The organism is Bacteroides muris (ex Fokt et al. 2023) (assembly GCF_024704895.1).
Classification (GTDB): Bacteria; Bacteroidota; Bacteroidia; order Bacteroidales; family Bacteroidaceae; genus Bacteroides; species Bacteroides muris.
The window spans coordinates 24,297-48,125 of sequence record NZ_JAMZEE010000012.1 but is presented as its reverse complement, the minus strand read 5'-3'; the positions used below and the strand labels follow the sequence as shown (position 1 = coordinate 48,125).

Here is a 23,829-nt window from a genome sequence, read left to right as displayed (position 1 = left end):
GGAACAGTTCATCCTCTATTTCCTTTTTACAGCACTCCTTTCGAGCTTGGCAGTTCAAAGTGATAAATATCCCTCTTCACCGCCATCTTCAATGCACGTGCCAGCGCCTTGAAAATACCCTCTATCTTATGATGTTCGTTCTGTCCTTCGGCTTTTACATTAAGATTCATCCGGGCAGCATCGCTCAAGGATTTGAAGAAGTGCAGGAACATTTCTGTAGGCATGTCTCCTACCTTCTCGCGCTTGAACTCGGCATCCCATACCAGCCACGGGCGTCCACCAAAGTCAAGACACACCTGGCAAAGGCAGTCGTCCATAGGAAGGGCATAACCATAGCGTTCAATGCCCCGCTTATTGCCTAAGGCTTGGTATAGACACTCACCCAGAGCAAGGGCAGTATCTTCAATGGTGTGATGCTCGTCCACTTCGAGGTCACCTTTCACACGGATAGTAAGGTCTATGCCACCGTGCTTGCCTATCTGTTCCAACATGTGGTCAAAGAATCCCAGTCCGGTCGCGATGTCGCAATGCCCATCGCCATCCAGATTCAAGAATACGTATATATCTGTCTCCTTGGTAGCGCGACGTACTTCCGCTGTACGCTCACCGGCAAAGAGGAATTCGGCCACCTTATCCCAATCCTTGGTGGCGAGGGCACAGTAATCTTCAAGCCCATCACAAGCAGCACCATCACCTTCGGAAACGGGTTTCAATGATGCCGTGTCATCTTGCAGAAGAATGGCGCGGCAGCCTAAATTCTTTGCCAGTTCCACATCCGTAGATCGGTCGCCGATGACGAAGCTGTGGGACAAATCGTAGTCCGGGTTATCGAGATACTTGGTAAGCATTCCGGTACGCGGCTTGCGGGTCGGTGCATTGTCGTCAGGCATGCTTCGATCTATGCAGATATCGTCGAAGGTGATGCCTTCGCCTTCCAATGTCTTCATCATCAGGTTGTGTGCCGGCCAAAAGGTCTCTTCCGGAAAGGAAACTGTACCGAGCCCGTCTTGATTGGTCACCATCACAAAATCAAAATCCAGCTTGCTGCGGATAAAACCAAGATTACGCATCACTTTCGGATAAAACTCCAACTTTTCCAGAGAGTCTAACTGATAATCAATCGGCGGCTCAATGACTAATGTTCCGTCACGGTCTATAAAAAGAACTTTTTTCTTCATAAATGATAAATGCTCAAATCGTAAATGCTTTCAGCGCTTCAATCAACTTTTCATTCTCACCTCTCGTTCCTACTGTCACCCGCAGGCAATTTCCACAGAGTGAAACAGAATTACGGTTGCGGACAATAATGCCCTTGCCTACCAAATAATTGTAAATTTTCACAGCATCCGTTACACGGGCCAAGAAAAAATTGGCATGAGAGGGGAACATCTTCACCGTACATGGCAATACGGCAAACTCCGCTTCCAAGATTTCCCGTTCTTCCTTCAACGTCTTCACCCAACGTTCTATTTCATAATAACGGTAAAGCATTTCCATCGCCTGCTTCTGCGTCAACTGGTTCACGTTATAGGGATACTTTATTTTATTGAGGATGCCGATAATCTCCGGTGAAGCAAATGCCATACCCAGACGGATGGCAGCGCATCCCCATGCTTTGGAGAAGGTTTGCAGCACAATGAGGTTTGGATAATTGACCAATTCTTCGAGCAAGGAAGGTGCCTCGGAGAAGTCATTGTATGCCTCATCCAGTATCACCAGCCCGTCAAACTGACGGATTAGCGTTTCAATCTCGCTACGGAGCAAATCATTTCCGGTGGGATTGTTGGGGGAGCAGATAAAAATCAGTTTGGTATGCTCATCCACAGCTGTCAGAAGCTTGTCGGCAGAGAACTGGAAATCCTCATCAAGCAGTACCTTACGATACTCCACATCATTGACATCTGCACAGACTTGATACATGCCATAGGTAGGGTCTATAGCTACTACATTGTCCACACGGGGTTCACAAAAAGCACGAAACACCAAATCGATAGCTTCGTCACTGCCATTCCCCAAGAAGATGGAATCGGGACTCACCTTTTTAATTTTAGACAATTCTGTCTTTAGTTCCCGCTGCATAGGATCGGGATAACGGTTGTGCGGCATATTATAAGGATTCTCGTTTGCATCAAGAAAAACGGATGCTGCAACACCATTATATTCGTCACGTGCTGAAGAATAAGGCTTCAGACGCCAGATATTCGGACGGGTAAGTTCTTGTAATGTTTTCACTTTATTAGTTGATAATGGATAATTAACGATTGATAATTGATAATTGACGATTGATAATAGATAATGACAACAATAATTATCCATTATCAACTATCAATTAAAGAAGTCTCACACTCACGGCATTCTTATGCGCATCCAGCTGTTCATTGGCAGCCATCAACTCAATAGCAGGACCGATGCTATTCAGCCCTTCCGGCTTTATCTCCTGGAAGGTTATCTTGCGGATAAAGCTGTCGAGGCTGACACCGCTGTATGCTTTGGCATAGCCGTTTGTCGGCAAGGTGTGGTTTGTGCCCGAAGCATAATCTCCCGCACTCTCCGGAGTGAGGGAACCCAAGAATACGGAACCGGCATTCACAATACGTTCTGCCAAGGAAAGGTAATCTTTGGTTTCTATGATAAGATGCTCGGGAGCATATGCGTTGGTCAGTTCGATGGCTTCTTTCATACTGTCCACAACAATCAGTTTGCTGTTGGCAAGAGACTTTTCGGCAATCTCTTTACGTGGCAGTAAGGCTAGTTGGCGTTCTACTTCCACCTTTACAGCTTGTTGCAATTCGACAGAGGTAGTGATTAATATAGCCTGGCTGTCCACTCCGTGCTCCGCCTGGCTCAATAAGTCGGCAGCAACAAAAACCGGATTAGCAGTTTCGTCAGCCAATACTTCTACTTCCGAAGGTCCTGCCGGCATATCTATCGCCACATCACGCAAGCTCACAAGCTGTTTGGCAGCCGTAACATACTGATTTCCCGGACCGAATATCTTGTAAACCTTAGGTACACTTTCCGTTCCGTATGCCATAGCGGCAATGGCTTGTATGCCGCCAGCCTTGAAAATCCGGTTGACACCTGCCACTTTTGCGGCAAACAGCACAGCGGGATGTACCTTTCCGTCACGTCCCGGAGGGGTGCAGAGAACAATCTCCTTGCATCCGGCAATCTTGGCAGGAACAGCTAGCATCAGTACCGTAGAGAACAGCGGAGCAGTTCCTCCGGGAATATACAATCCCACTTTTTCTATGGCAACCGCTTTCTGCCAGCAGGTCACTCCCGGCTGGGTCTGCACCTTCTTGCCCTCAAAACGTTGTGCGGCGTGGAAAGTCTCGATGTTCTGCTTTGCCAAGCGAATGGCCGCTTTCAAGTCTTCACTCACCAGGTTTTCCGCTTCCTGCTGTTCCTCTTCCAACACTGCCAGCGAGGCCAGTACCACTTTATCAAATTTTTCTTCATAATCCAGTACAGCACGGTCTCCCTCTGCCTTCACACGGTCAATAACGCTCCGTACCGTATCAAACAGATTCTCCGTATTCATCACCGGACGTTTCAGGATCTCTTGCCACTGGGATTTATCGGGATTACTAATCAATATCATAATGACATGTTTTTAAAGATTTATGCATAAACCATGATATTATTGGAGGTGTGTCAAAACTCTCTGAAGGCTTTCTATTAGGCGCTGATTACGCGGATTTCACGGATTCATTTTACCGATTCCGCGCTATTTCGCGTAATTCGTACCTAATGTCGTAACATAAAGAAAGCGTTTATATACTTTTGACACATCCTCGAGGCTTTAAATTATCATTTTCTCAATCGGCAGCACCAGAATGCCTTCCGCCCCCAATGCCTTCAACTTTCCGATAATCTCCCAGAAACACTTCTCGTCGAGTACGGTATGTACTGAGCACCAGCCTTCTTGTGCCAAAGGCATCACCGTGGGGCTCTTCATGCCCGGAAGTACAGAGACAATCTCATCCAGTTTCTCTTTCGGGGCATTCATCAGCACATACTTCTTATCTTCGGCTGTCTTCACAGCATCCATACGGAACAACAGCTCCCTCAATATCTCTTGCTTTTCCTCGCTCAGGTTCCTGTTACCAATCAGCAGGGCTTCGGACTTCATCACAACCTCCACTTCCTTCAGGCGGTTGCTCACCAGCGTAGAACCGGAACTTACAATATCGAAAATGGCATCTGCCAGACCGATGCCCGGCGCCACTTCTACCGACCCCGTAATGACGTGTATCTCCGCATTCACCCCATTCTCTTTCAAAAAGCCGGAAAGGATACCCGGATAAGATGTCGCAATCTTCTTTCCGTGAAACCACTTCACCCCCGGATACTCAATATCCTTCGGCATGGCGAGAGACAAACGACACTTACTAAATCCCAGACGCTTGATTATCTCTGCATCCTCATTCTTCTCAACAAATTCATTCTCACCCACAATTCCTATATCAGCCACTCCGGTAGCCACAGACTGCGGAATGTCGTCATCCCTCAGGAACAACACTTCAAGAGGAAAATTTGATGACTGCACCAACAACGAACGCTTCATGGCACTCAACTTAATATCCGATTCTCCCAAAAAAGACATGGTCTCGTCATACAGACGACCCTTAGCTTGTACTGCAATTCTTAACATAAGGTTATTTACTATTTACTATTTTGAATGAGATGACAGAAAACAAAACGAGGCTTACCAATATTCGGCAAGCCTCGTCTGTTATGTCATCTGTTGTACATATACACTCATACGCCCACCGAGTTATTCGTTAGGATGATGATGGTGATGATGTGCAACGATATTCTTCATATTTTTTGGATTTTAATGCGACAAAAGTAAACTAAAAGTTTGAAACTCCAAAAAATTTATCACAAAAAGTTTATTTTTTCTTTCAAATTCATCTTAGTTCACCACAGATTACACAGATTATTTTTATTCCAATCTATGCAAATCTGTGTAATCTGTGGTGAAACAATTAAATCAACGGCAATATTTCCTCCTGCTCCACTTCGCAGCTATGAAAATGCATTTCCGCTTCCGCTTTCTCCTTCGGAAAGGTGAAGTAGGTGCATGTAGCTTCCGTACAAAGTTCTCCCATGCTATTGTACAGATGCGCTTCTATAATGGCAATATTCCGTTTCTGCTCCCGAAGCGAAGCCCGTAGTACCACGTGCGCGTCGTTGGTTGATATGGATTTGCGGAATCGGGTCTCCATTTTCGATGTTACCCCACCGGTCTGCAACTTGCGGAACACTACCCAGCCACAGATTTCATCCAGCAATACGGATTGGATGCCTCCATGCAACGTATTCAGCCATCCTTGATACTCCGGACGCGGCTTCCAGATACTCACCACCTCGTCGCCGTCCTCATAAAACTCCATTCTCACACCTGCTTCATTGTCGGGAGAGCAACCGAAACAGTTGTACCCCTCCATATCTTTCCACGGATTGATAATCTTCTTCATATAGTATTCTCCTTTATCTGGTTCTGACTCATAAACTCGCTTAATAAAACGTTCAATATTAGTCATTCCGATTGAAAACTACAAATTATTAATACCTTTTTCAGAGAAAAATTAGCGAGATACTGTTTAAAACCGGTTATTCTATTTAGCTTTGTATAGATGAGAGAGAACAATAAGATGCAAAGAGGAGGCTTTTTCTGCTTATGGATATTATTTACATTCTCATTGTTTGCACAAAACAAGGAGAACAATCCTATTGCGTACGACAGCGTCGTGCATAAGAACACCTTCGGAAAATCACTGAAGAAATTCCTCAATTTCAGCGACTTCGACACCACCTATATCAGCCCCAACCAATACAATTACGCCCTGATGCTCGACCATTTCACCAATTACGAATACTACTCCGTAGGTAATGACGACCAGCGGCTCCGTTTCTCGCCCAACCCGCACAACAAGACAGGCGCTTACTTCGGATGGCGTTGGATATTCCTGGGATGGGCTGTCGATACTGACAGGCTCCACTCTCAGAAGCTATAAGCACACTCCACTCCTACTATATTCTTCCGCTTATCCTGCTCCCACTGCCTGCAATAAAAGAGGTCCGCCTCCCAGCGCTCGGACAAAGGCAACGTGATTCCCCCGCGATAACGCATCCGCTTTACTCCAAAATGCTCTGTCCTATTCAAACCATTATACATTTCGACCGAAGCATACGGCTCCAACTTACACTTCGGAATGTCATATGCCACCTTCGCACACGAGCGCATGCGGAACTCGTCCTCATATCCATCGAACGTATGCTGAAAGCGCTCACGCAAGGACAGTTTTACCCTTTGCACACGAGCAGACAAGGTTCCGTCTACATGGTAGCGATGCCGAAACTTCCATCCATCCGTTCCCCGGTTACGATAATGTGTCTCATATCCTGCTCCGAACTTCAAGAAGGACAGCGGCTTGTAGCTTCCTCCCACCTGCAATCCCCATCGGTCTGTTTTCCCAAAATCATCCTTCGTGCGCCACTCCAGAGCAGCGGAAACAGCAAATGCCGAACGCAATTTATATTCAAAACCGAGATTCGTCCAAGTAGTAAAATCTTTTTTCTGTGCATGCAGGAGAAAAGACGAAACAAACAGCAGAAAAACCGACAAAACAAATACCTTTATGTGCACAAAGAGGTTCTTTCCCATATCTCTGATAATTGGATTATAATGCTGTCGAAGTTTGTTCAATTATACAAAATCTTCTGTTTGCATTCAAATTAACGACTATGGACAAAGATAGATTTTTCTTTTCTCATACACCAAAAAGCGCATATTAAATTTCAATGAAGAATTTAATATACGCTTACTTTTCAGATATAAATCAAGGAAGAAAAAACACGTTACTCGCTTCAAACAGAAAACGTTATTCTATCTATTCCTATAGCCGGCCCAGATGATGTTTTGTGTCCCAATGTACGGCACGATAGGCATTAGTGCCCCACTAAAATCGGGACAAGTTAGTAATTAATTAAATAATCTTGGCATAGGAGAATTGATTTCCTTCAAATACTTCTCCACCTTTCCGAAGAAGGAGGTAAGATGCGAACCGTCTACAAAAGCATGGTTGACGTAGATGGAAAGCGGCAATACCAGACGTCCTTCGCGAGTCACAACTTTTCCGGCAGTCATCAGAGGATAACTGCAACCATTACCGACTTCGGCAATCGTGTAACTAATGGAGGTGAAATACATTTTTGGAACCGCACTCAGATGGACTACATCGTAATCACCCTGACTTGCCAGCACTTTTTCAGCTCCATACGGGTCACCGTCTTCAGGTATATTCGTTATCAGAGCAAAGGCCTCGGCATAAAAACGCTCAAAATCCTCGTGATAGGGAATGCGCACAGTATAGAAGATCTTTCCAGGAACGGCTATCGGAGAGATGATGTCCACACGGTCGTGAAAAACCACCCGGCCTTCCTTGTCTGTACGGTAACGCAGCTCATCAACTTCATTGGCCGAACGCAACACTGCGTAAAGATAATAAAGGAAAAAGGAACGCTTCATCGCTCGGGCGGAAGCACTGGCTTCTGTGCAATCAATCTCAGTGGTGACAGAATACCAAGAGTTTGCAAATCCACGGAAAAAGCCATAATTGTCCCGGCGTTCCCAAGCATCAATGTCTATAATGTGTTTCATACAAAAAGGGGATTTAGTGAAAAAAGGATGCCTTTTTACAAGCATCCTTTTCCGATTCTATCTATTTCTCTTTTTTATAATTCTCCAACCCGGTCTGAAGGAATTCAATGTATGCAGGAATATCCTCATTGTAGGAATAGGACTTGTTGACCGGCTTGCCTTCGTTGTCAATCAGCACATAGAAGGGCTGTGCATTGGCACCGAACTTGACGCGCTGCAAGTAGCTCCACTTGTCTCCTACCGTGCGCAACATGCGTTCCGTGCCATTCTCCACAATCTTTATGGGAGAAGAAAGCGGCGTCTTGTTGTCGACGTAGAGCGTGATAAGCACATAGTCGTTATTGATAATATCGCTCACCTTCGGGTTTGTCCATACGGCAAGCTCCATCTTACGGCAGTTCACGCAACCGTAACCGGTGAAATCGAGCATCACGGGCTTGCCATGCTGGCGGGCATACTCCATACCGAGGTCGTAATCATCAAACTTGGCATGTACCTCATTATTGTAAAGATTGAAATCCTGCGTCTGCATGGGCGGCGCAAAAGCACTGACTGCCTTCAACGGAGCTCCCCACAAACCGGGAATCATATACACCGCAAATGCCAGTGAGGCCAACGCCATGAAGAAACGGGGTACGCTGACCTTCGTATCGTCATCATCGTGCGGGAACTTGATTTTGCCCAACAAGTAGAAACCAAGCAGCGCAAAAAGTACAATCCACAAGGCAAGGAACGTTTCACGGTCGAGGATACGCCAACCGTAAGCCAAATCGGCTACTGAAAGGAACTTCAGGGCAAAGGCCAGCTCCAGGAAGCCGAGCGTCACCTTGATGATGTTCATCCATCCGCCGGATTTGGGCATGGACTTCAACCAAGACGGGAATAAAGCAAACAGCGTGAAAGGCAATGCCAAAGCTATGGCAAAGCCCAGCATGCCGATGGCGGGAGCCACCACGCTGCCCGTCGTGGAAACCTGCACCAGCAGGAATCCGATAATGGGTCCCGTGCAGGAGAAAGATACCAGCGACAAGGTAAACGCCATCAAGAAGATGCTGAGCAAACCGCTTGTCGCCTCGGCCTTGCTGTCTACAGCCGTACTCCACTTGGAGGGCAACGTTATCTCGAACGCTCCGAAGAAGGAAGCCGCAAACACCACCAGCATCAGGCAGAAAAGGATATTGAATACTGCATTCGTAGAGAGTGCGTTCAGTGCGCTGGCTCCGAAAATCAGCGTAATGGCCAGTCCGAGCGTCACATAAATCACTACGATGGAAGCACCATACGTCCATGCATCACGAATACCCTTCTTCTTATCCTTACTACGCTTCAGGAAGAAGCTGACAGTCATCGGGATAATGGGCCATACACAAGGAGTGAAGAGCGCCAGCAATCCACCGACAAATCCGGTAATAAAGATATAAATCCAGGACATATCTTCCTGCGAAGTAGTTTCGCCCAAAGATTGCAGTTCATTGATGACCGGCTTCCAGAGGTCTACCTTGTCCGTTACATTAATCTCTGTCAGACCGTCCACACTGGCGATGGCAACCCCAGAAGCTGCATCGGTGTCAGCTTCCTGCTTTGCTGGCTGCTCTTCGACTTTCGTTTCAGCCCCAGCAACGACAGCTTCTTTTGCAGCCCCTTCTGCCTTACCAAAGAATTGGAAAGGCACTTGTGTGGGCGGCAGACAATTTTCATCGTTGCAGGCACCATATTCCAGATACCCTTCCAGCTGATAGGCACCACCCGTCAATTTCAGCTTCTGCACAAATTGGGCTGCATTCTCAAAATAACGCACCTTCATTTCGAACAGCTTGTCGAAAGTAGAAATTTCCTTGCCCATGGGCTTTAGTTTACCCACTACTTCCGCTCCGGAAATTTTCTCCACATTGAAAGTCGCCGAGATAGGCCCTCCATCGCCCAAGTCGGTGGAATAGACATGCCAGCCCTTGTCAATAGCAGCCGTAAAAACGACCTCCGCTTCATCGGCAGCCAAAATCTTCAGTTCGGAATTGAACTTGACGGGGTCTTGTATCTGTGCCTGCACCGCCACAGCGAAGAGCAACAGAACGAAAGGGAACAGTAATTTTTTCATGTTCTCTGATTTTAATTTTCGATTATCTCATAATCCACACAGGCACGGCTCTCTTTCACAGCAGCGATGAGCTTACCGGCAGCCACATGATCGGGATGGGTAGCATAGTATTTCACGTCATCCAACGTATCAAACTCACTGTAAAGAGCGATGCTCCAAGTTTCGGCAGGATTGACGTTCAGTCCGACTTCAATCTTGCGGATAACGGATATTTTAGCAGGAAGTGCTTCAATAGCCGACTTGAAACTGTTCATTGCAGCTAACTTCTCGTCAGCCGGTGCCTCATCTTTTAACTTAAATAATACAATGTGCTTTACCATAACTTTGCTATTTAAATGATTTATCCTTATATTTGTCAGCCTAAGCAGCTGTCTTAACAACTGCAAAAATACTGGTTTTGTTTCAAATATACACTTAAACGGATGTTAATAATAGGAATTGCAGGTGGAACCGGCTCGGGAAAAACCACCGTCGTACGTAAAATTATCGAAAGCCTACCGGCTGGTGAAGTGGTATTATTGCCACAAGACTCTTACTACAAGGACAGTAGCCATGTGCCCGTGGAAGAACGGCAGAACATTAACTTTGATCACCCCGACGCTTTTGAGTGGAGCCTTCTTTCCATGCATGCCGCCATGCTGCGCGAAGGAAAAAGCATAGAACAGCCCACCTATTCATACCTGACATGTACACGCCAGCCCGAAACCATCCATATCGAACCTCGGGAAGTCATCATCATCGAGGGTATCCTTGCCTTGTGCGACAAGAAACTACGAAACATGATGGATTTAAAGATATTTGTAGACGCTGACCCCGACGAACGACTGATTCGTGTAATCCAGCGCGATGTGGTGGAACGCGGACGTACAGCCGAAGCCGTCATGGAGCGCTATACTCGCATACTGAAACCCATGCACCAGCAATTCATAGAGCCGTGCAAACGATACGCCGACCTCATTGTACCGGAAGGCGGAAACAACCAAGTGGCTATTGATATATTGACCATGTATATCAAGAAGCATTTGGGGAATTAATTTATAACGGAGAGTTGATAACGGATAATTAAGAACGCACTAAACCTATGAAATATGAACAACCTATTTTCTCTCGCCAAGCATACATTATCCATTATCAATAATCCGTTATCAATGATTCTACTGGTGTCGTTGTGTTGCATGGCAGGATGCCGAGGAGGACATCCTGCCGAAAAAGAAGAAGCGGACGACCTGCAACAGATAAAGGACAGCGGAGAACTGGTTGTATTGACACTGTACAGTTCCACTTCCTATTTCATCTACCGTGGCCAAGACATGGGATTCCAGTACGAACTCAGCGAACAATTTGCCAGGAGCCTAGGAGTGAAGCTGAGAATAGAGGTGGCCCGGAATGTACACGAGCTCATAGAGAAGTTGTTGGCAGGCAAAGGAGATCTCATTGCCTACAACCTGCCCATCACCAAAGAGTGGAAAGATAGCCTGCTTTATTGCGGTGAGGAAGTCATCACCCACCAAGTCATCGTGCAACGTAACGGCGGACGTACCAAACCACTGAAGGACGTGACGGAACTTATCGGGAAAGATGTGTATGTGAAGCCCGGAAAATATTATGAACGGCTAGTCAATCTGGACGAGGAACTCGGAGGAGGTATCCACATTCATAAAGTGACCAACGACAGTATCAGTGCAGAAGACCTCATCACTCAAGTGGCGCAAGGGAAAATCTCCTACACTGTAGCAGACAATGACGTGGCACAGCTCAATACCACTTATTATTCCAATCTGAATATCAAGCTTTCCATCAGCTTTGACCAGCGTGCCTCATGGGCAGTCAGGAAAGACTGTCCGCAATTAGCAGCAGCCGCCAACAAATGGCATGAGGTGAATATGACTTCGCCTGCCTACACGGCAAGCATGAAACGATATTTTGAAATCGGCAAGGCCGTTCCCCACTCCCCCATCCTCTCCCTGCGAGAAGGGAAAATCTCCCTTTACGACGATTTGTTCAAGAAATATGCTCCCGAGATAAATTGGGACTGGCGTCTGCTGGCATCCTTGGCATATACAGAATCCAACTTCGACTCTACCGCAGTATCTTGGGCAGGTGCCAAAGGACTTATGCAGCTGATGCCCGCCACAGCCAGAGCCATGGGGGTGCCCGAAGGAAAGGAACAGAATCCTGAAGAGAATATAAAGGCTGCCGTGAAATACATAGGTGCCACAGCCAAAAGTTTTTCCAAGATACCCCAAGAAGAACGTATCAACTTTGTGCTGGCATCTTATAATTCCGGAATCGGCCATGTGCTGGATGCCATGGCACTGGCCGAAAAATACGGCAAAAACAAATATGTCTGGCGTGATAATGTAGAAAACTTCATTCTACTAAAAAGCAACGAGGAATACTTCACAGACCCCGTCTGCAAAAACGGTTATTTCCGTGGCATCGAAACTTATAATTTTGTAAGGGATATTACCTCACGATTTGAACAATACAAGAAGAAAATAAGGATTAGGGATTAATGAATTGCGCATAATATTAGGAATATATACCGCAGGTTAATCCTTAATCCTTCATTTTTTATTCTTAAAACAGCCTCAGTTTATTTTTTCTCGCCTCTTCCAGAGAAACTGTTTGCAGTTGTGTTCCCCAGTTCTTCTCGCACAACTGCCGATACTTCTCATGCAGTTCTTCTTCCAGCTCCTCCTTTGTCTTAGGATTCATCAGTTTGGCTGCTACTGTAGCATTTTGCGAAGCGTCCTTCAGATGGATTACGGGAGCATGATAGACCGGAGCAATCTTCAGAGCAGTGTGAAGCGGTGAAGTCGTGGCACCACCTATCAGCAGAGGAATGTCCAGACCTGCCTTTTCCAGCTCAATGGCTACATGCACCATTTCATCCAGCGAAGGAGTTATCAGACCACTCAATCCTATCATGTCTACCTTTTCCTCTATGGCATGCCGCACAATGGTTTCGGCAGACACCATGACGCCAAGGTCCACTATATCGTACCCGTTGCAGGCCATTACTACCGAGACTATATTTTTGCCAATGTCGTGCACATCACCTTTTACCGTAGCCAACAGCACCTTCCCGGCAGCAGTTGTACCCTCTTCTTTCTCCGACTCGATTACGGGCTGGAGGATGGCAACCGCTTTCTTCATGGTGCGTGCCGTCTTCACTACTTGCGGCAGGAACATTTTGCCTGCCCCAAACAAGTCGCCAACATGATTCATGCCCGCCATCAACGGACCTTCAATGATAGAAACAGCTTTGGGATACAGTTTCAACGCTTCGGCAAGGTCTTCTTCCAGATAATCGCCAATACCCTTTGTCAAGGCATACTTCAACCGCTCTTCCACAGAAGTCCCCTCTCTCCAGGCAAGTTGGGAATGAGCGGCAGCCTGCCGCTCTCCTCCGGAAGTTTTTGCCGCCTCTGCTTCCGCTTTCAAGCGCTCGGCAGTTTCTATCAGGCGCTCGGCAGCATCGGGACGACGGTTCAAGACCACATCCTCTATGCGTTCCAATATATCAGCGGGAATATCGGTGTAAAGAACAGAAGTAGCCGGATTGACGATACCCATATCCATGCCCTCGCGGATGGCATAGTAAAGGAATACGGCATGCATTGCCTCGCGAATGTAATTATTGCCGCGGAAAGAGAAGGAAAGGTTACTCACTCCCCCACTGACATGCGCACCGGGCAGATTTTTGCGTATCCATCCGGTGGCACGGATAAAGTCCACCGCATAGTTATTGTGCTCGTCCATACCCGTGGCAACAGCCAGTACATTCGGGTCGAAAATTATATCATGGGAATTGAATCCTATCTTGTCCACCAAAAGACGGTATGCCCGTTCACAAACCTCAATCTTACGTTCGTACGTGTCTGCCTGCCCTTTTTCATCAAAAGCCATCACCACAGTTGCCGCACCATATTGCTTGATGGTACGCGCATGCTCCAGGAATTTATCTTCTCCCTCCTTCAAAGAGATGGAGTTGACGATGGACTTGCCTTGCAAGCATTTCAATCCGGCCACAATCACTTCCCACTTAGAGGAGTCTATCATGACGGGAACACGGGCAATCTCCGGTTCCGAAGCTATCAGATGGAGGAAAGTCGTCATCTCCACTTGAGCATCCAGCAGTCCGTCGTCCATATTTATATCGATGACCTGCGCACCGTCCTCCACCTGCTGGCGGGCAATGCTGAGCGCCTCGTCATATTTCTTTTCATTAATCAGACGCAAGAATTTGCGCGAACCCGCCACATTGCAACGTTCACCCACATTCACGAAGTTATTTTCCGGTTTCACTTCCAGAAGTTCAAGCCCGGAAAGCCAAAGATTTTCCGGGCAGGGCGCCGGCTGATGGGGCGTTGCACCGGCAATCAGTGAGGAGTACTCGGCAATGTAGGCATCTGTCGTTCCGCAACAACCACCGATAATATTCACCAGTCCTTCGTGAATGTATTCTTTCACTTCCAGTGCCATGTCGGCAGGTGTCTGGTCGTATTCTCCCAGACTGTTAGGCAGTCCGGCATTGGGATAAGCACTGATATAATAGGGTGCACGGACGGCAAGTTGCTCCAAGAAAGGCTTCAGTTGGCGGGCTCCGAAAGAGCAGTTCAGCCCAATGGAAAAAATATCGGCATGCTGCACGGAGGCGAGAAAAGCATCCAAAGTTTGTCCCGACAAAGTACGCCCTCCAATATCAGAAACAGTCACAGAAAGCATCAAGGGTACATGAACTCCTACAGTTTCCATTGCCTGCCCGGCGGCAAAAATAGCAGCCTTCGCATTCAGCGTATCAAAAATAGTTTCTATCAACAAGGCATCCACACCACCTTCGAGTAATGCTTCTATCTGCTCACGGTAGGCATCGGCAAGTTCATCGTAGCTCAAGGCGCGGAAAGCCGGATTGTTCACATCAGGACTCATGGAACTGGTCTTGTTCGTCGGTCCTACGGAGCCTGCCACAAAACGGGGTTTGTGGGGAGTAAGAGAGGTAAACTCATCCGCCACTTCGCGGGCCAGACGAGCTGCGGCAAGATTCATCTCACGCACATAGTCCTGCACATGATAGTCGGCCATACTGATGCGGGTGGAACTGAATGTATTTGTTTCGATAATATCCGCACCTGCCGCCAGATACTTGCGGTGAATATCTTGTATCACATCAGGGCGTGTCAGGCAAAGCAGGTCATTGTTACCTTTCATCTGTCCGGAAATCTGCGAGAAGCGTTCGCCCCGAAAATCTTCCTCTGTCAAGTTGTACTGCTGTATCATGGTGCCCATTGCACCATCCAGAATAAGGATGCGCTCACGCACCAAACTACCAAGTTTACTCATATTATCTTTTAAACATACGCGCCATATCGCGTTTGTCATCTTTTTCCTTCAGTGATTCGCGCTTATCATATTGCTTCTTACCTTTGGCTAGTGCCACCACAAGTTTGGCCAACCCCTTTTCATTGATAAACAAGCGCACGGGAACAATGGTGAAACCCGGGTCTTTCGTGCCGCGCATCAGTTTCTCCAGTTCCTTCTTATTCAACAAAAGCTTGCGCTCCCTGCGTGCATTGTGATTGTTGTACGAACCATAGAAGTATTCGGCCACGTGCATGTTCTTCACCCACAATTCACCGTTTGCAAAGTAACAGAACGTATCGACTAAGCTTGCTTTGCCCAAGCGGATGGACTTGATTTCTGTGCCCGTAAGCACAATGCCGGCCGTATAGGTGTCCGTCAGCTCGTAGTCGAACGTAGCACGCTTATTCTTTATATTTACAGGAGCTTGTTTCATTACATTTATCAGTTTAGCACTACCGTCAGCTTATTGAATATCCATTCAATCACTACCGGACAAACTATTAAGAAAATTGAAGAAAGAATAGTGAAACGCAAACGGTCTTTTTCTTCTACCTGCATCACCTTTTTGCTTCCTTCCCACACTACATACACGATATAGAATTGGAGCAACAGAGCCATAATGCCAAAGTCCGGCAATATGCCGATGACAATTTTCAGCATGAACACTACTACCAATGCATAACCTGCAAACTGTTGCGCCAAAGGAATATCACTGTCCAGCATAAACATGCGGACACGCAACCCATTGATGAGATAGGCTGCCAAAAAATATCCTCCAAACAAGGATACAGCCACCGCACAGCATTGTGTCATGGCATATTGAAAACTTTGCGGTCCGTCCCATCCCATCTTCATCAAAGAGCCAATGAAGACGGACAACCCGCATAAACCAATCATAGGATAGACAAAAGCAGTAAAAACTTTTCGCCTATCCTCTAAACTAATTTCCTCCCAAGCACGAGCCGGAGAGGAAATCAGTAGTATTGCTATATGAAATAATTCTTTGTAGTTCAAATCTTATTTATCTGCTTCTTTCTTTGTTACTGTATATGTCTTCTCTTCTGTCTGAGAATCATCCAGCTTCATTGAATATTGATTTACGTTCGCTACAATCTTAACAACAGGAGGATTTTCAAAAAAGCCGGTTTCTCTTTTATAACGACTAATCACACTTCTCAAATCGTATGCCTTATAGAACAATCCCAATCCATAATAGCCACCTGTATTTGCAGTCAAATTCCAAGAAGTACTGTTAGCGGATTCAGAATCTTTATTTGAATTATGAGCCAAATACAATGTCAGTTCAGGGCCATTGTCCTCATTCGGATAATACATCAACGACAAGAAATGTTTCTTGTTATTAATATAATAATTCATCGGAACAACAATCGTATAATCATCATAGAAGAATTGCGGTTCATATTTCATACCACTTGCATCATATCCCACTGAAATAATGGCAGCATTGTTAGAGTGTGCAAGAGAGTCGTTTGCAGACACACCCTTTTCTTCTACGATTTCCACCGGATTATCCAAAGATTCGATAGAATACAACTCAACACCTTTGATATCTTTGGAATCTTTAGGTATATCCACTTGGGTAGGATCCCAACGATAGGCTATATTCACCACTTTATCACTCAATTCTGATATTTTGAGGCCATTAGCCTCTAAAACAGAAATAGAAGCCAGTGTTGGGGTAATAGTTATGCCGCCCTCGCCTTTAAAAGAGGTATAGCCCGTATAACTCTGAACTTTAACCATACCACCTCCGTAACTGTTAGGATCACTTTCAGAATTCAGACACGAAGTTAAAGAAACGCCCATTAATAAGCTAAAGGCAACCATCAAGAATTTAAATTGTTTCATCTTTCCTATAAATATTAGAGTTTGCAAATTTAAATAAAAGAATTGAGTAATATAATACTCTCCTCGTTTTTTCATTGTTTTTAAGATTAAATGAAAGATTAATCTAAATACTGCATGTCACAGTAATATTTAACATTTATATCAGTTAATCCACACTACACAATCTTGGCAAACAGTTCCAAATGTTCATCCACATAGCCGGCAACCAAAGCTGTATATTCCTCTTCTTTCTCCAAGAATTCATCTTCCAGTTCATCGAAAGCCTCATATTGCTCGTACATTGCCATAAACTCCTCGTCTGTGCGTTCACGCTCCAAGTCGTCACGATGGCTATCGTATATTTTCCTGGCAGCATAAACCAACTTACTCAAATCGCCCACTCCCCACAAACGCATCACTTTGGCAAACGGATTGTCGAAAATATAACCGCCATAACCATTTTGAATCAGTTGGCAGAAGCCTCCCTCCATCACTTCATCACGGAATATCTGATAGGCCAACAAAGAATGCTGTTCACCGGTAAGCAAAGACATCGTCCCTGCAGTCATTTCTCCGCCTATTTCTTTCTTATAAGCATCAGTGAATACGCCGATAAACGCATCCATCCCTTCGCCGGCAGCCTGGCGCAATGCCACATCTGTAACTTCTATCATAGTTTGTTTTTTATTTATTATGCCACAAAGGTAAGACTTTGCAACCATAGTCAAACACGGACTCCTCTTTATTTTCTTCGTCTTGCCAACCAGTTGGCAAGATTTTGCCTTACCATTGGCAAAACTGTGCCACCGTGTTGGCAAAACTGTGCCATAGGCATGGCAAAAAATCACCAAGACGCAAGCAAGGAATTTTAAAAAGACTCTTCCTGATTAACAAGCACATACCTTATTGATTCACAAGCCCTATCAGAGACGAAAAAACAGTCAACTGCAAACTCTACTTTACATTCCGCAGAAATTCAACTTCTCATTACTTCTTTTTAATAAAAAAGTCAAATTGAACAGTTGGCAGAAACGGGGAAAACAACTAACTTTGCACCCGACTAATAAAAGAGGACTACGTTTTTTTAATTATATCACTTAAAAAAGAGCTAATTATGACTTATTCACACGAAGTGGAACACATGTGTGTTGTGAAGAAAGGTCCTAACCACGGACCGGCTCCTATTCCCGAAGAAGGTAAATGGGTAAAAGCGAAAGAAATTGTTGACATCTCTGGTCTGACACACGGTATTGGCTGGTGTGCTCCTCAGCAAGGTGCATGTAAATTAACCCTCAATGTAAAGGAAGGCGTTATTCAGGAAGCTTTGGTTGAGACTATCGGTTGCTCCGGTATGACTCACTCTGCTGCCATGGCATCAGAAATCCTCCCGGGAAAGACTATCCTTGAAGCATTGAACACTGACCTCGTTTGCGACGCCATCAATACAGCTATGCGCGAGCTCTTCCTGCAAATCGTTTACGGTCGCACTCAGTCGGCTTTCTCTGAAGGCGGTTTGATGATTGGTGCTGGCTTGGAAGACTTGGGTAAAGGTCTGCGTAGCCAGGTAGGTACACTGTACGGAACTTTGGCTAAGGGTTCTCGTTATCTGGAAATGGCAGAAGGTTACATCAAGACTATCGCTTTGGACAAGAACGACGAAATCTGCGGTTACGAATTTGTTCATCTGGGCAAGTTCATGGATGAAATCAAGAAAGGTACAGACGCCAATGAAGCATTGAAGAAAGTTACCGGTACATACGGCCGCTTCACTGAAGAGCAAGGTGCAGTTAAACACATTGACCCACGTCACGAATAATATAAGGAGGAAAGACATATGATTAGAGAAGTAAAATTTGAAAGCCAAGACCGTCGTATCAAGCAGATTCTTGCTGCATTGAACGCAAACGGTATCAAAGACATCGAAGAAGCCAATGCTATCTGCGAAGCTCATGGTCTCGATCCTTATAAGACTTGTGAAGAAACTCAGCCCATCTGTTTCGAAAATGCAAAATGGGCATACGTTGTAGGTTGCGCCATCGCCATCAAGAAGGGCTGCAAGAACGCTGCTGAGGCTGCTGAAGCTATCGGTATCGGTCTGCAGGCATTCTGCATCCCGGGTTCTGTAGCCGACGACCGCAAGGTTGGTATCGGTCATGGTAACTTGGCAGCCATGTTGCTGCGCGAAGAAACTAAGTGTTTCGCTTTCTTAGCAGGTCACGAGTCATTCGCTGCTGCCGAAGGTGCAATTAAGATTGCTGCTAAAGCTGACAAAGTACGTAAAGAACCCCTGCGTTGCATCCTGAACGGTCTCGGCAAGGACGCTGCACAGATTATCTCTCGTATCAACGGCTTTACATACGTTCAGACTCAATTCGACTACTATACAGGCGAACTGAACGTTGTTCGTGAAATCGCATACAGCGACGGTCCTCGTGCCAAAGTAAAATGCTACGGTGCAGACGATGTTCGCGAAGGCGTGGCTATCATGTGGAAAGAAGGCGTGGATGTATCCATCACTGGTAACTCTACGAACCCGACCCGCTTCCAACATCCGGTTGCAGGTACTTACAAGAAAGAACGTGTATTGGCTGGCAAGCCGTACTTCTCAGTAGCATCCGGTGGTGGTACTGGCCGTACTCTGCACCCGGACAACATGGCTGCCGGACCGGCTTCTTACGGTATGACAGACACTATGGGTCGTATGCACTCAGACGCTCAGTTCGCTGGTTCATCCTCAGTTCCCGCTCACGTAGAGATGATGGGATTCCTGGGAATTGGCAACAACCCGATGGTAGGATGTACAGTGGCTTGCGCTGTGGACGTGGCTACTGCTTTGAGCAAATAATATTGAAATTATTTATATGGAGAGTACTTTTTTAAGTACTCTCCTATTTTTTATTAAAAACAAAAACTTTTGGAAAAGCGTTTCCATTCCATTACTTATTAAAAGATATTTGAGCTTTTAGCTCTTATTCTCTCAATCTGAAAACCGCCAATTTGAAGTTCACGAGAATAAGTCGATGAAAGTTCACGTCCTGTTTGGGCGTGAACTGTTTGTGCTTATTTGTGAACAAGGTGCTTGGCGGTGCCTCAGATTGAAATAAGTCACGAATGGTTCCGCCTTTTTTATTTCTGTATAATACACATTGGAAAACTGATAGAGGAAGAGCTTCACCGCCAAGAACGCTCTGTGAGCTGGTTCGCCAAAAAACTCTGCTGCGAACGGATAAATGTGTATTCCATCTTCAAGCGTACCAGTATCGACACCGCCCTACTGCTGCGCATTTCCATCGTGCTGCAACACAATTTCTTTCAACACTACCTCACCGAATTAGACCGGAAACAGGTCAATTAAGTCCCGGCTTAATCAAGAAAAGCGTGATTTTTCTTCAACACATTCGTGAATTATACTATCATTCCAAAATGATATGCAAACATCTGCCGCCCTATCTTTGCAGAAAAAAAATGAGAATCATCATATACATTCTATTTTTATTATCCTTTTCCGCAAAACTATGTGGAGAAAATTTCAGAATCGATAAATACCGATGTTCCAACAAATTATATACTCACATCATCAATCACATATTTCGCAGCCATAATAATAATAAAGAAATATCATTATCCGATGAAGGTAATATCATATATGTATCATAGCCAACAAAAAGAATATCTCATTCCACAAATCAGTTGAAAAGGACGATGTTTTCCTCAAAAAGAAAGGAAAATACATTGCCAACCTATTTATAAAGAAGAATCAATATGACACTATAGTTGAGGCTTATTTCATTGTCATTAGAAAAAACAAACAGATAGCAAAGATATCACTTACTCGTATATAAGTTATGCAACGATATATCTATATAATACTATTACTCATACAAGCATCTGCCAGTTTTACACAAAACATAGCCACAGATGACTACATTGGCTTTTATCAGGATTTTCTCAGCAGTCAAAAAAACAGCAGATGCGCCATGTATCCCTCCTGCTCTCAATACGGAAAAATGGCCTTTAAGAATTTCACTTTTCCCAAAGCCATAACCCTGACTTGTGACCGAATTATAAGATGCAGCCACGATGCACGTTACTATGACATTACTTACCAATCGGGAAACAGAAGTCTCATAGATTATCCGCAAGACAATTTTCCTACACAAATAATCCATAATCGTTATCAAGCGCCTCATACAGATATCTTAAAATGGAGAAGCGACAGAGACAGCAATATACTTTTTATCAACCAATTAATCAACAAAGAGGAGTATTATCCTGCACTATTGGAAATAGAACGACTACTTTTTTCCAACCAAGGAGACCATCAGCTGTATAAACTAAAGCTTCTATGCCACAGAGGACTGAAAGAATACGAAGAAGGCATTTTTGAATACGAAGTTACATTTCCTGACACTATCAAGAAAAACACTGAGCTTCAAATGCAGGCAGCTATCTTATATTATTGCACAAATAATTTCAGCAATGCTATAAACTTGACAGAGAAAATAAGACGTGATACAGTTTCATTTCCCGATGTTCAAAAAGCAAATGCATTATACGGTATTCTTTCCGCACAAAACGAAGAATACGAAAACTCTTTGAGTTGCTTCAATCAAAATGCAGGGACTTCATCATTCAATCAGCAAAGCATTGATATTATCAAACAAATGATGAAACAGAAAAAGAAGAATCCTACAATGGCCCGAATGCTATCAATAATTCCCGGAGCAGGATACTTATATACCAAGCATAAAGGAAGTGCACTGACAGCTTTCTTAGTCAACTCCTTATTAGGTTACGCTACCTATACCAGCATAAAAAAGCAAAACTATGGAGTAGCAGGAGTTTGCGGTTTCTTATCATTGTCATTCTATATAGGAAATATAAACGGAGCAGGCAGAAGTGCCATTCGATACAATTCAAAAAAGAAGAACGAACAAATCAGAAAATTAGAAAGGATAAACAACATTTTTTATTAACTAAATCATTTTTATTATGTTTACAAAATTAACAAAAAAGGTTTATTTCAAACCTGCAGTGTTATTAATGGCCATTGCAATGTTGACAATGTCATTTACAATGCCTGGCGAAGTGGTTATATTAAGAGCCGGAACCAGCATTCCATTAGAGTTGGTATCAACATTATCCAGCAGCAATGTCAAAAGCGGACAAATGGTAGATTTCAGAGTATTGAGTGATGTCAAGGCTAATGGAAAAATCGTCATTTCAGCAGGTTCTATTGCACAAGGACAGATTACAAGAGCCAAAAAGAGAGGTTTACTGGGTTCTGAAGGAGAACTGGAAATAGCTATCAAAAGCGTAAAAGCTGTTGACGGAACTACTGTTTACTTGTCAGGAAACAACTTATCCGATGAAGGTAGCAATAAACTCGCGTTATCTATTGTTCTGACGATTTGCTGTCTGTTCGGTTTTCTCATCAAAGGTGGAAAAGCAGAAATTCCCGCAGGTGCACAAGTACAAGGAACAGTAACTTCAAATGTAGAAATTAATCTATAAGAAAGTTTCTCCAACCTAATCATTCTCAATAGGACTTCGCTTCATCGCATCGCATTCTTGATGAAGTGAAGTCCTATTCTACTTTAGAAGAAAAAAGGAAACAGCAGGAACGCCTGAACCAAGAAAAAGCTATAAGAGAGGGCAGATTAAATTACAACACATAAAGTTCTTTGGCAATGTGCCTTACCAGATGACAGGCCTCGCTTGTAACAGCCAAGAGTTCTGTGCAGTTCTCACACAAATAAGACTGCGACCTTAACCCCATCAGGAATTCCTCTCGCCCATAATCGCCACCTTGATTACCCCCTCCAGCCTATTCTCAAAAATACGGTAGGCTTCGTCAATTTCCTTCAACGGGAAACGATGCGTGACAAGCGGTGTGGTATCTATCTGTCCCGCCGCTATCAGGCGCAGTATCTCGGCACAATCGCACCCATCCACACCACCGGTCTTGAAGACAAGATTCTTGCCATACATCTCCGGCAAGGGCAATAACTGAGGCTGGTCATAAAGCGCCACAATGGTGACAATGGCATTGGGACGGGCACACTCCCATGCCAAGCGGAAAGTATCTTCCGTGCCGGCAACTTCAAGTACGACATCTGCCCCACCATGACCGCTATGCTTCCTCACAAAATCTTTGCAGTTTTCCGGCCCAATGACCAGCACCTCCGGATAATGCTCGCGGACAAAACGGATTCTTTCGGCCGACTGCTCGCAGACAATAATGCGACGGGGCTTCTTCAGCATGGAACAAAGCAGGGTACAAATACCCGTCGGCCCGGCACCGATGATGAGTACAGTGTCTTCCTCGGTTATTTCGGAGATACGGGCAGCCCAGAAGCCGGTGGCCAACACATCGCCTACCAAGAGTGCCTGCTCGTCGCTTACCGTATCGGGAATACGGTTCAGTCCCTGATCGGCATAGGGCACACGTACATATTCCGCCTGACCGCCATCAATACGGCACCCCAAAGCCCAACCGCCATTGGCGTCGGTACAGTTGTTCACATATCCGTGACGGCAAAAGAAACATTTACCGCAAAAAGTCTCCACATTCACAGTCACACGGTCACCGGGCTTTACCGACTCAACTTCGGCACCCACCTGCTCTACGATGCCCACCATTTCGTGTCCTACCGTAATTCCGGGTACAGCACGCGGTACGCTTCCATGCTTTATATGCAAGTCACTGGTGCATATGCTACCCAGTGTCACCCGCACAATAGCATCGCGCGCATCTTCCAACACCGGTATCGGTTTCTCAAGCAATCCGAACTTTCCGTGTTCAATATAAGTATATGCCAACATAATATATGCTTTTTTTGAGTTA

22 protein-coding genes and 1 pseudogene are annotated in these 23,829 nt (G+C 45.2%); 8 read left to right on the top strand and 15 right to left on the bottom strand.

The window, feature by feature from the left end:
- Positions 1-26: 26 nt before the first annotated feature.
- From hisB to M1B78_RS06815, 5 genes are all read right to left on the bottom strand, one after another.
- A complete protein-coding gene (hisB, locus tag M1B78_RS06835; RefSeq protein WP_176468390.1) occupies positions 27-1,178 on the bottom strand; it encodes a bifunctional histidinol-phosphatase/imidazoleglycerol-phosphate dehydratase HisB in 1,152 nt (383 codons plus the stop codon).
- 13 nt (positions 1,179-1,191) lie between these two features.
- The gene (hisC, locus tag M1B78_RS06830; protein WP_136010564.1) at positions 1,192-2,232 is read right to left on the bottom strand and encodes a histidinol-phosphate transaminase; all 1,041 of its coding nucleotides are present in this window, start codon (positions 2,230-2,232) and stop codon (positions 1,192-1,194) included.
- 97 nt (positions 2,233-2,329) lie between these two features.
- Entirely contained in the window at positions 2,330-3,604 is a 1,275-nt protein-coding gene (hisD, locus tag M1B78_RS06825; RefSeq protein ID WP_176468391.1) for a histidinol dehydrogenase, read from the bottom strand.
- A gap of 201 nt (positions 3,605-3,805) precedes the next feature.
- A complete protein-coding gene (hisG, locus tag M1B78_RS06820) occupies positions 3,806-4,657 on the bottom strand; it encodes an ATP phosphoribosyltransferase (protein WP_005832724.1) in 852 nt (283 codons plus the stop codon).
- Positions 4,658-4,994: 337 nt separating this feature from the next.
- Entirely contained in the window at positions 4,995-5,486 is a 492-nt protein-coding gene (locus M1B78_RS06815; protein ID WP_136010562.1) for a PaaI family thioesterase, read from the bottom strand.
- 159 nt (positions 5,487-5,645) lie between these two features.
- On the opposite strand from M1B78_RS06815, the pseudogene M1B78_RS06810 reads away from it, so the two are divergent.
- Positions 5,646-6,020: pseudogene (locus M1B78_RS06810) on the top strand (DUF4421 family protein); the annotation flags it as partial.
- Here the strand turns inward: M1B78_RS06810 and M1B78_RS06805 are convergent.
- From M1B78_RS06805 to M1B78_RS06790, 4 genes are all read right to left on the bottom strand, one after another.
- Positions 6,014-6,676: a DUF2490 domain-containing protein gene (locus tag M1B78_RS06805; protein ID WP_257931765.1), complete on the bottom strand. Its 663-nt coding sequence runs from the start codon at positions 6,674-6,676 to the stop codon at positions 6,014-6,016. The pseudogene M1B78_RS06810 and the gene M1B78_RS06805 overlap by 7 nt on opposite strands.
- A 318-nt stretch (positions 6,677-6,994) precedes the next feature.
- Positions 6,995-7,672 (bottom strand): chloramphenicol acetyltransferase, encoded by a 678-nt coding sequence (locus M1B78_RS06800; protein ID WP_257940233.1) that lies wholly within the window; start codon positions 7,670-7,672, stop codon positions 6,995-6,997.
- A gap of 61 nt (positions 7,673-7,733) precedes the next feature.
- Positions 7,734-9,767, bottom strand: coding sequence for a protein-disulfide reductase DsbD family protein (locus M1B78_RS06795; protein WP_257940232.1), 2,034 nt, complete (start codon positions 9,765-9,767; stop codon positions 7,734-7,736).
- 11 nt (positions 9,768-9,778) lie between these two features.
- On the bottom strand, positions 9,779-10,087 hold the full coding sequence (locus M1B78_RS06790) for a Dabb family protein (protein WP_136010558.1): 309 nt from the start codon (positions 10,085-10,087) through the stop codon (positions 9,779-9,781).
- Between the two features lie 102 nt (positions 10,088-10,189).
- Between M1B78_RS06790 and udk the strand changes: the two genes are divergently transcribed.
- Both udk and M1B78_RS06780 read left to right on the top strand, forming a co-directional pair.
- Complete coding sequence (gene udk / locus M1B78_RS06785; protein ID WP_257940231.1) at positions 10,190-10,801, top strand: uridine kinase; 612 nt, start codon at positions 10,190-10,192, stop codon at positions 10,799-10,801.
- Between the two features lie 114 nt (positions 10,802-10,915).
- Positions 10,916-12,283, top strand: a complete 1,368-nt coding sequence (locus M1B78_RS06780) for a transglycosylase SLT domain-containing protein (RefSeq protein WP_176468406.1) — start codon at positions 10,916-10,918, stop codon at positions 12,281-12,283.
- Positions 12,284-12,347: 64 nt separating this feature from the next.
- On the opposite strand, the gene metH is transcribed toward M1B78_RS06780, so the two are convergent.
- From metH to M1B78_RS06755, 5 genes are all read right to left on the bottom strand, one after another.
- Positions 12,348-15,113 (bottom strand): methionine synthase, encoded by a 2,766-nt coding sequence (gene metH, locus M1B78_RS06775; RefSeq protein WP_257940230.1) that lies wholly within the window; start codon positions 15,111-15,113, stop codon positions 12,348-12,350.
- Between the two features lies 1 nt (position 15,114).
- Positions 15,115-15,567: an SsrA-binding protein gene (gene smpB, locus M1B78_RS06770; RefSeq protein ID WP_005831836.1), complete on the bottom strand. Its 453-nt coding sequence runs from the start codon at positions 15,565-15,567 to the stop codon at positions 15,115-15,117.
- A gap of 8 nt (positions 15,568-15,575) precedes the next feature.
- A complete protein-coding gene (locus tag M1B78_RS06765; RefSeq protein ID WP_016272856.1) occupies positions 15,576-16,148 on the bottom strand; it encodes a Yip1 family protein in 573 nt (190 codons plus the stop codon).
- A 3-nt stretch (positions 16,149-16,151) separates the two neighbouring features.
- Positions 16,152-17,078, bottom strand: a complete 927-nt coding sequence (locus M1B78_RS06760) for a hypothetical protein (RefSeq protein ID WP_257931760.1) — start codon at positions 17,076-17,078, stop codon at positions 16,152-16,154.
- Between the two features lie 80 nt (positions 17,079-17,158).
- Positions 17,159-17,656 (bottom strand): DMP19 family protein, encoded by a 498-nt coding sequence (locus tag M1B78_RS06755; protein ID WP_016272858.1) that lies wholly within the window; start codon positions 17,654-17,656, stop codon positions 17,159-17,161.
- Positions 17,657-18,096: 440 nt separating this feature from the next.
- Here M1B78_RS06755 and M1B78_RS06750 point away from each other — a divergent pair, with 440 nt between their 5' ends.
- The 5 genes from M1B78_RS06750 (at position 18,097) to M1B78_RS06730 (ending at position 22,496) form a co-directional block, all read left to right on the top strand.
- Entirely contained in the window at positions 18,097-18,798 is a 702-nt protein-coding gene (locus tag M1B78_RS06750; protein ID WP_005831848.1) for an iron-sulfur cluster assembly scaffold protein, read from the top strand.
- Between the two features lie 18 nt (positions 18,799-18,816).
- Entirely contained in the window at positions 18,817-19,827 is a 1,011-nt protein-coding gene (locus M1B78_RS06745) for a GGGtGRT protein (protein WP_016272859.1), read from the top strand.
- A 240-nt stretch (positions 19,828-20,067) separates the two neighbouring features.
- The gene (locus tag M1B78_RS06740) at positions 20,068-20,337 is read left to right on the top strand and encodes an XRE family transcriptional regulator (protein ID WP_328516892.1); all 270 of its coding nucleotides are present in this window, start codon (positions 20,068-20,070) and stop codon (positions 20,335-20,337) included.
- A 490-nt stretch (positions 20,338-20,827) separates the two neighbouring features.
- Entirely contained in the window at positions 20,828-21,958 is a 1,131-nt protein-coding gene (gene yidD, locus M1B78_RS06735) for a membrane protein insertion efficiency factor YidD (protein ID WP_016272863.1), read from the top strand.
- A gap of 16 nt (positions 21,959-21,974) precedes the next feature.
- Positions 21,975-22,496 (top strand): hypothetical protein, encoded by a 522-nt coding sequence (locus M1B78_RS06730; protein WP_257931758.1) that lies wholly within the window; start codon positions 21,975-21,977, stop codon positions 22,494-22,496.
- Positions 22,497-22,760: 264 nt separating this feature from the next.
- Here the strand turns inward: M1B78_RS06730 and M1B78_RS06725 are convergent, their stop codons facing one another.
- Positions 22,761-23,807, bottom strand: coding sequence for an alcohol dehydrogenase (locus M1B78_RS06725; protein WP_257931757.1), 1,047 nt, complete (start codon positions 23,805-23,807; stop codon positions 22,761-22,763).
- Between the last annotated feature and the right edge of the window lie 22 nt (positions 23,808-23,829).

Coding starts and splice junctions, on each gene's coding strand:
- M1B78_RS06800 (WP_257940233.1), bottom strand. CDS start 7,672: ATGAAACACATTATAGACATTGATGCTTGGGAACGCCGGGACAATTAT.
- M1B78_RS06730 (WP_257931758.1), top strand. CDS start 21,975: ATGTTTACAAAATTAACAAAAAAGGTTTATTTCAAACCTGCAGTGTTA.
- yidD (WP_016272863.1), top strand. CDS start 20,828: ATGCAACGATATATCTATATAATACTATTACTCATACAAGCATCTGCC.
- M1B78_RS06760 (WP_257931760.1), bottom strand. CDS start 17,078: ATGAAAAAACGAGGAGAGTATTATATTACTCAATTCTTTTATTTAAAT.
- hisG (WP_005832724.1), bottom strand. CDS start 4,657: ATGTTAAGAATTGCAGTACAAGCTAAGGGTCGTCTGTATGACGAGACC.
- M1B78_RS06795 (WP_257940232.1), bottom strand. CDS start 9,767: ATGAAAAAATTACTGTTCCCTTTCGTTCTGTTGCTCTTCGCTGTGGCG.
- M1B78_RS06745 (WP_016272859.1), top strand. CDS start 18,817: ATGATTAGAGAAGTAAAATTTGAAAGCCAAGACCGTCGTATCAAGCAG.
- M1B78_RS06750 (WP_005831848.1), top strand. CDS start 18,097: ATGACTTATTCACACGAAGTGGAACACATGTGTGTTGTGAAGAAAGGT.
- hisD (WP_176468391.1), bottom strand. CDS start 3,604: ATGATATTGATTAGTAATCCCGATAAATCCCAGTGGCAAGAGATCCTG.
- udk (WP_257940231.1), top strand. CDS start 10,190: ATGTTAATAATAGGAATTGCAGGTGGAACCGGCTCGGGAAAAACCACC.
- metH (WP_257940230.1), bottom strand. CDS start 15,113: ATGAGTAAACTTGGTAGTTTGGTGCGTGAGCGCATCCTTATTCTGGAT.
- M1B78_RS06755 (WP_016272858.1), bottom strand. CDS start 17,656: ATGATAGAAGTTACAGATGTGGCATTGCGCCAGGCTGCCGGCGAAGGG.
- M1B78_RS06780 (WP_176468406.1), top strand. CDS start 10,916: ATGATTCTACTGGTGTCGTTGTGTTGCATGGCAGGATGCCGAGGAGGA.
- M1B78_RS06790 (WP_136010558.1), bottom strand. CDS start 10,087: ATGGTAAAGCACATTGTATTATTTAAGTTAAAAGATGAGGCACCGGCT.
- M1B78_RS06805 (WP_257931765.1), bottom strand. CDS start 6,676: ATGGGAAAGAACCTCTTTGTGCACATAAAGGTATTTGTTTTGTCGGTT.
- M1B78_RS06725 (WP_257931757.1), bottom strand. CDS start 23,807: ATGTTGGCATATACTTATATTGAACACGGAAAGTTCGGATTGCTTGAG.
- M1B78_RS06815 (WP_136010562.1), bottom strand. CDS start 5,486: ATGAAGAAGATTATCAATCCGTGGAAAGATATGGAGGGGTACAACTGT.
- smpB (WP_005831836.1), bottom strand. CDS start 15,567: ATGAAACAAGCTCCTGTAAATATAAAGAATAAGCGTGCTACGTTCGAC.
- hisB (WP_176468390.1), bottom strand. CDS start 1,178: ATGAAGAAAAAAGTTCTTTTTATAGACCGTGACGGAACATTAGTCATT.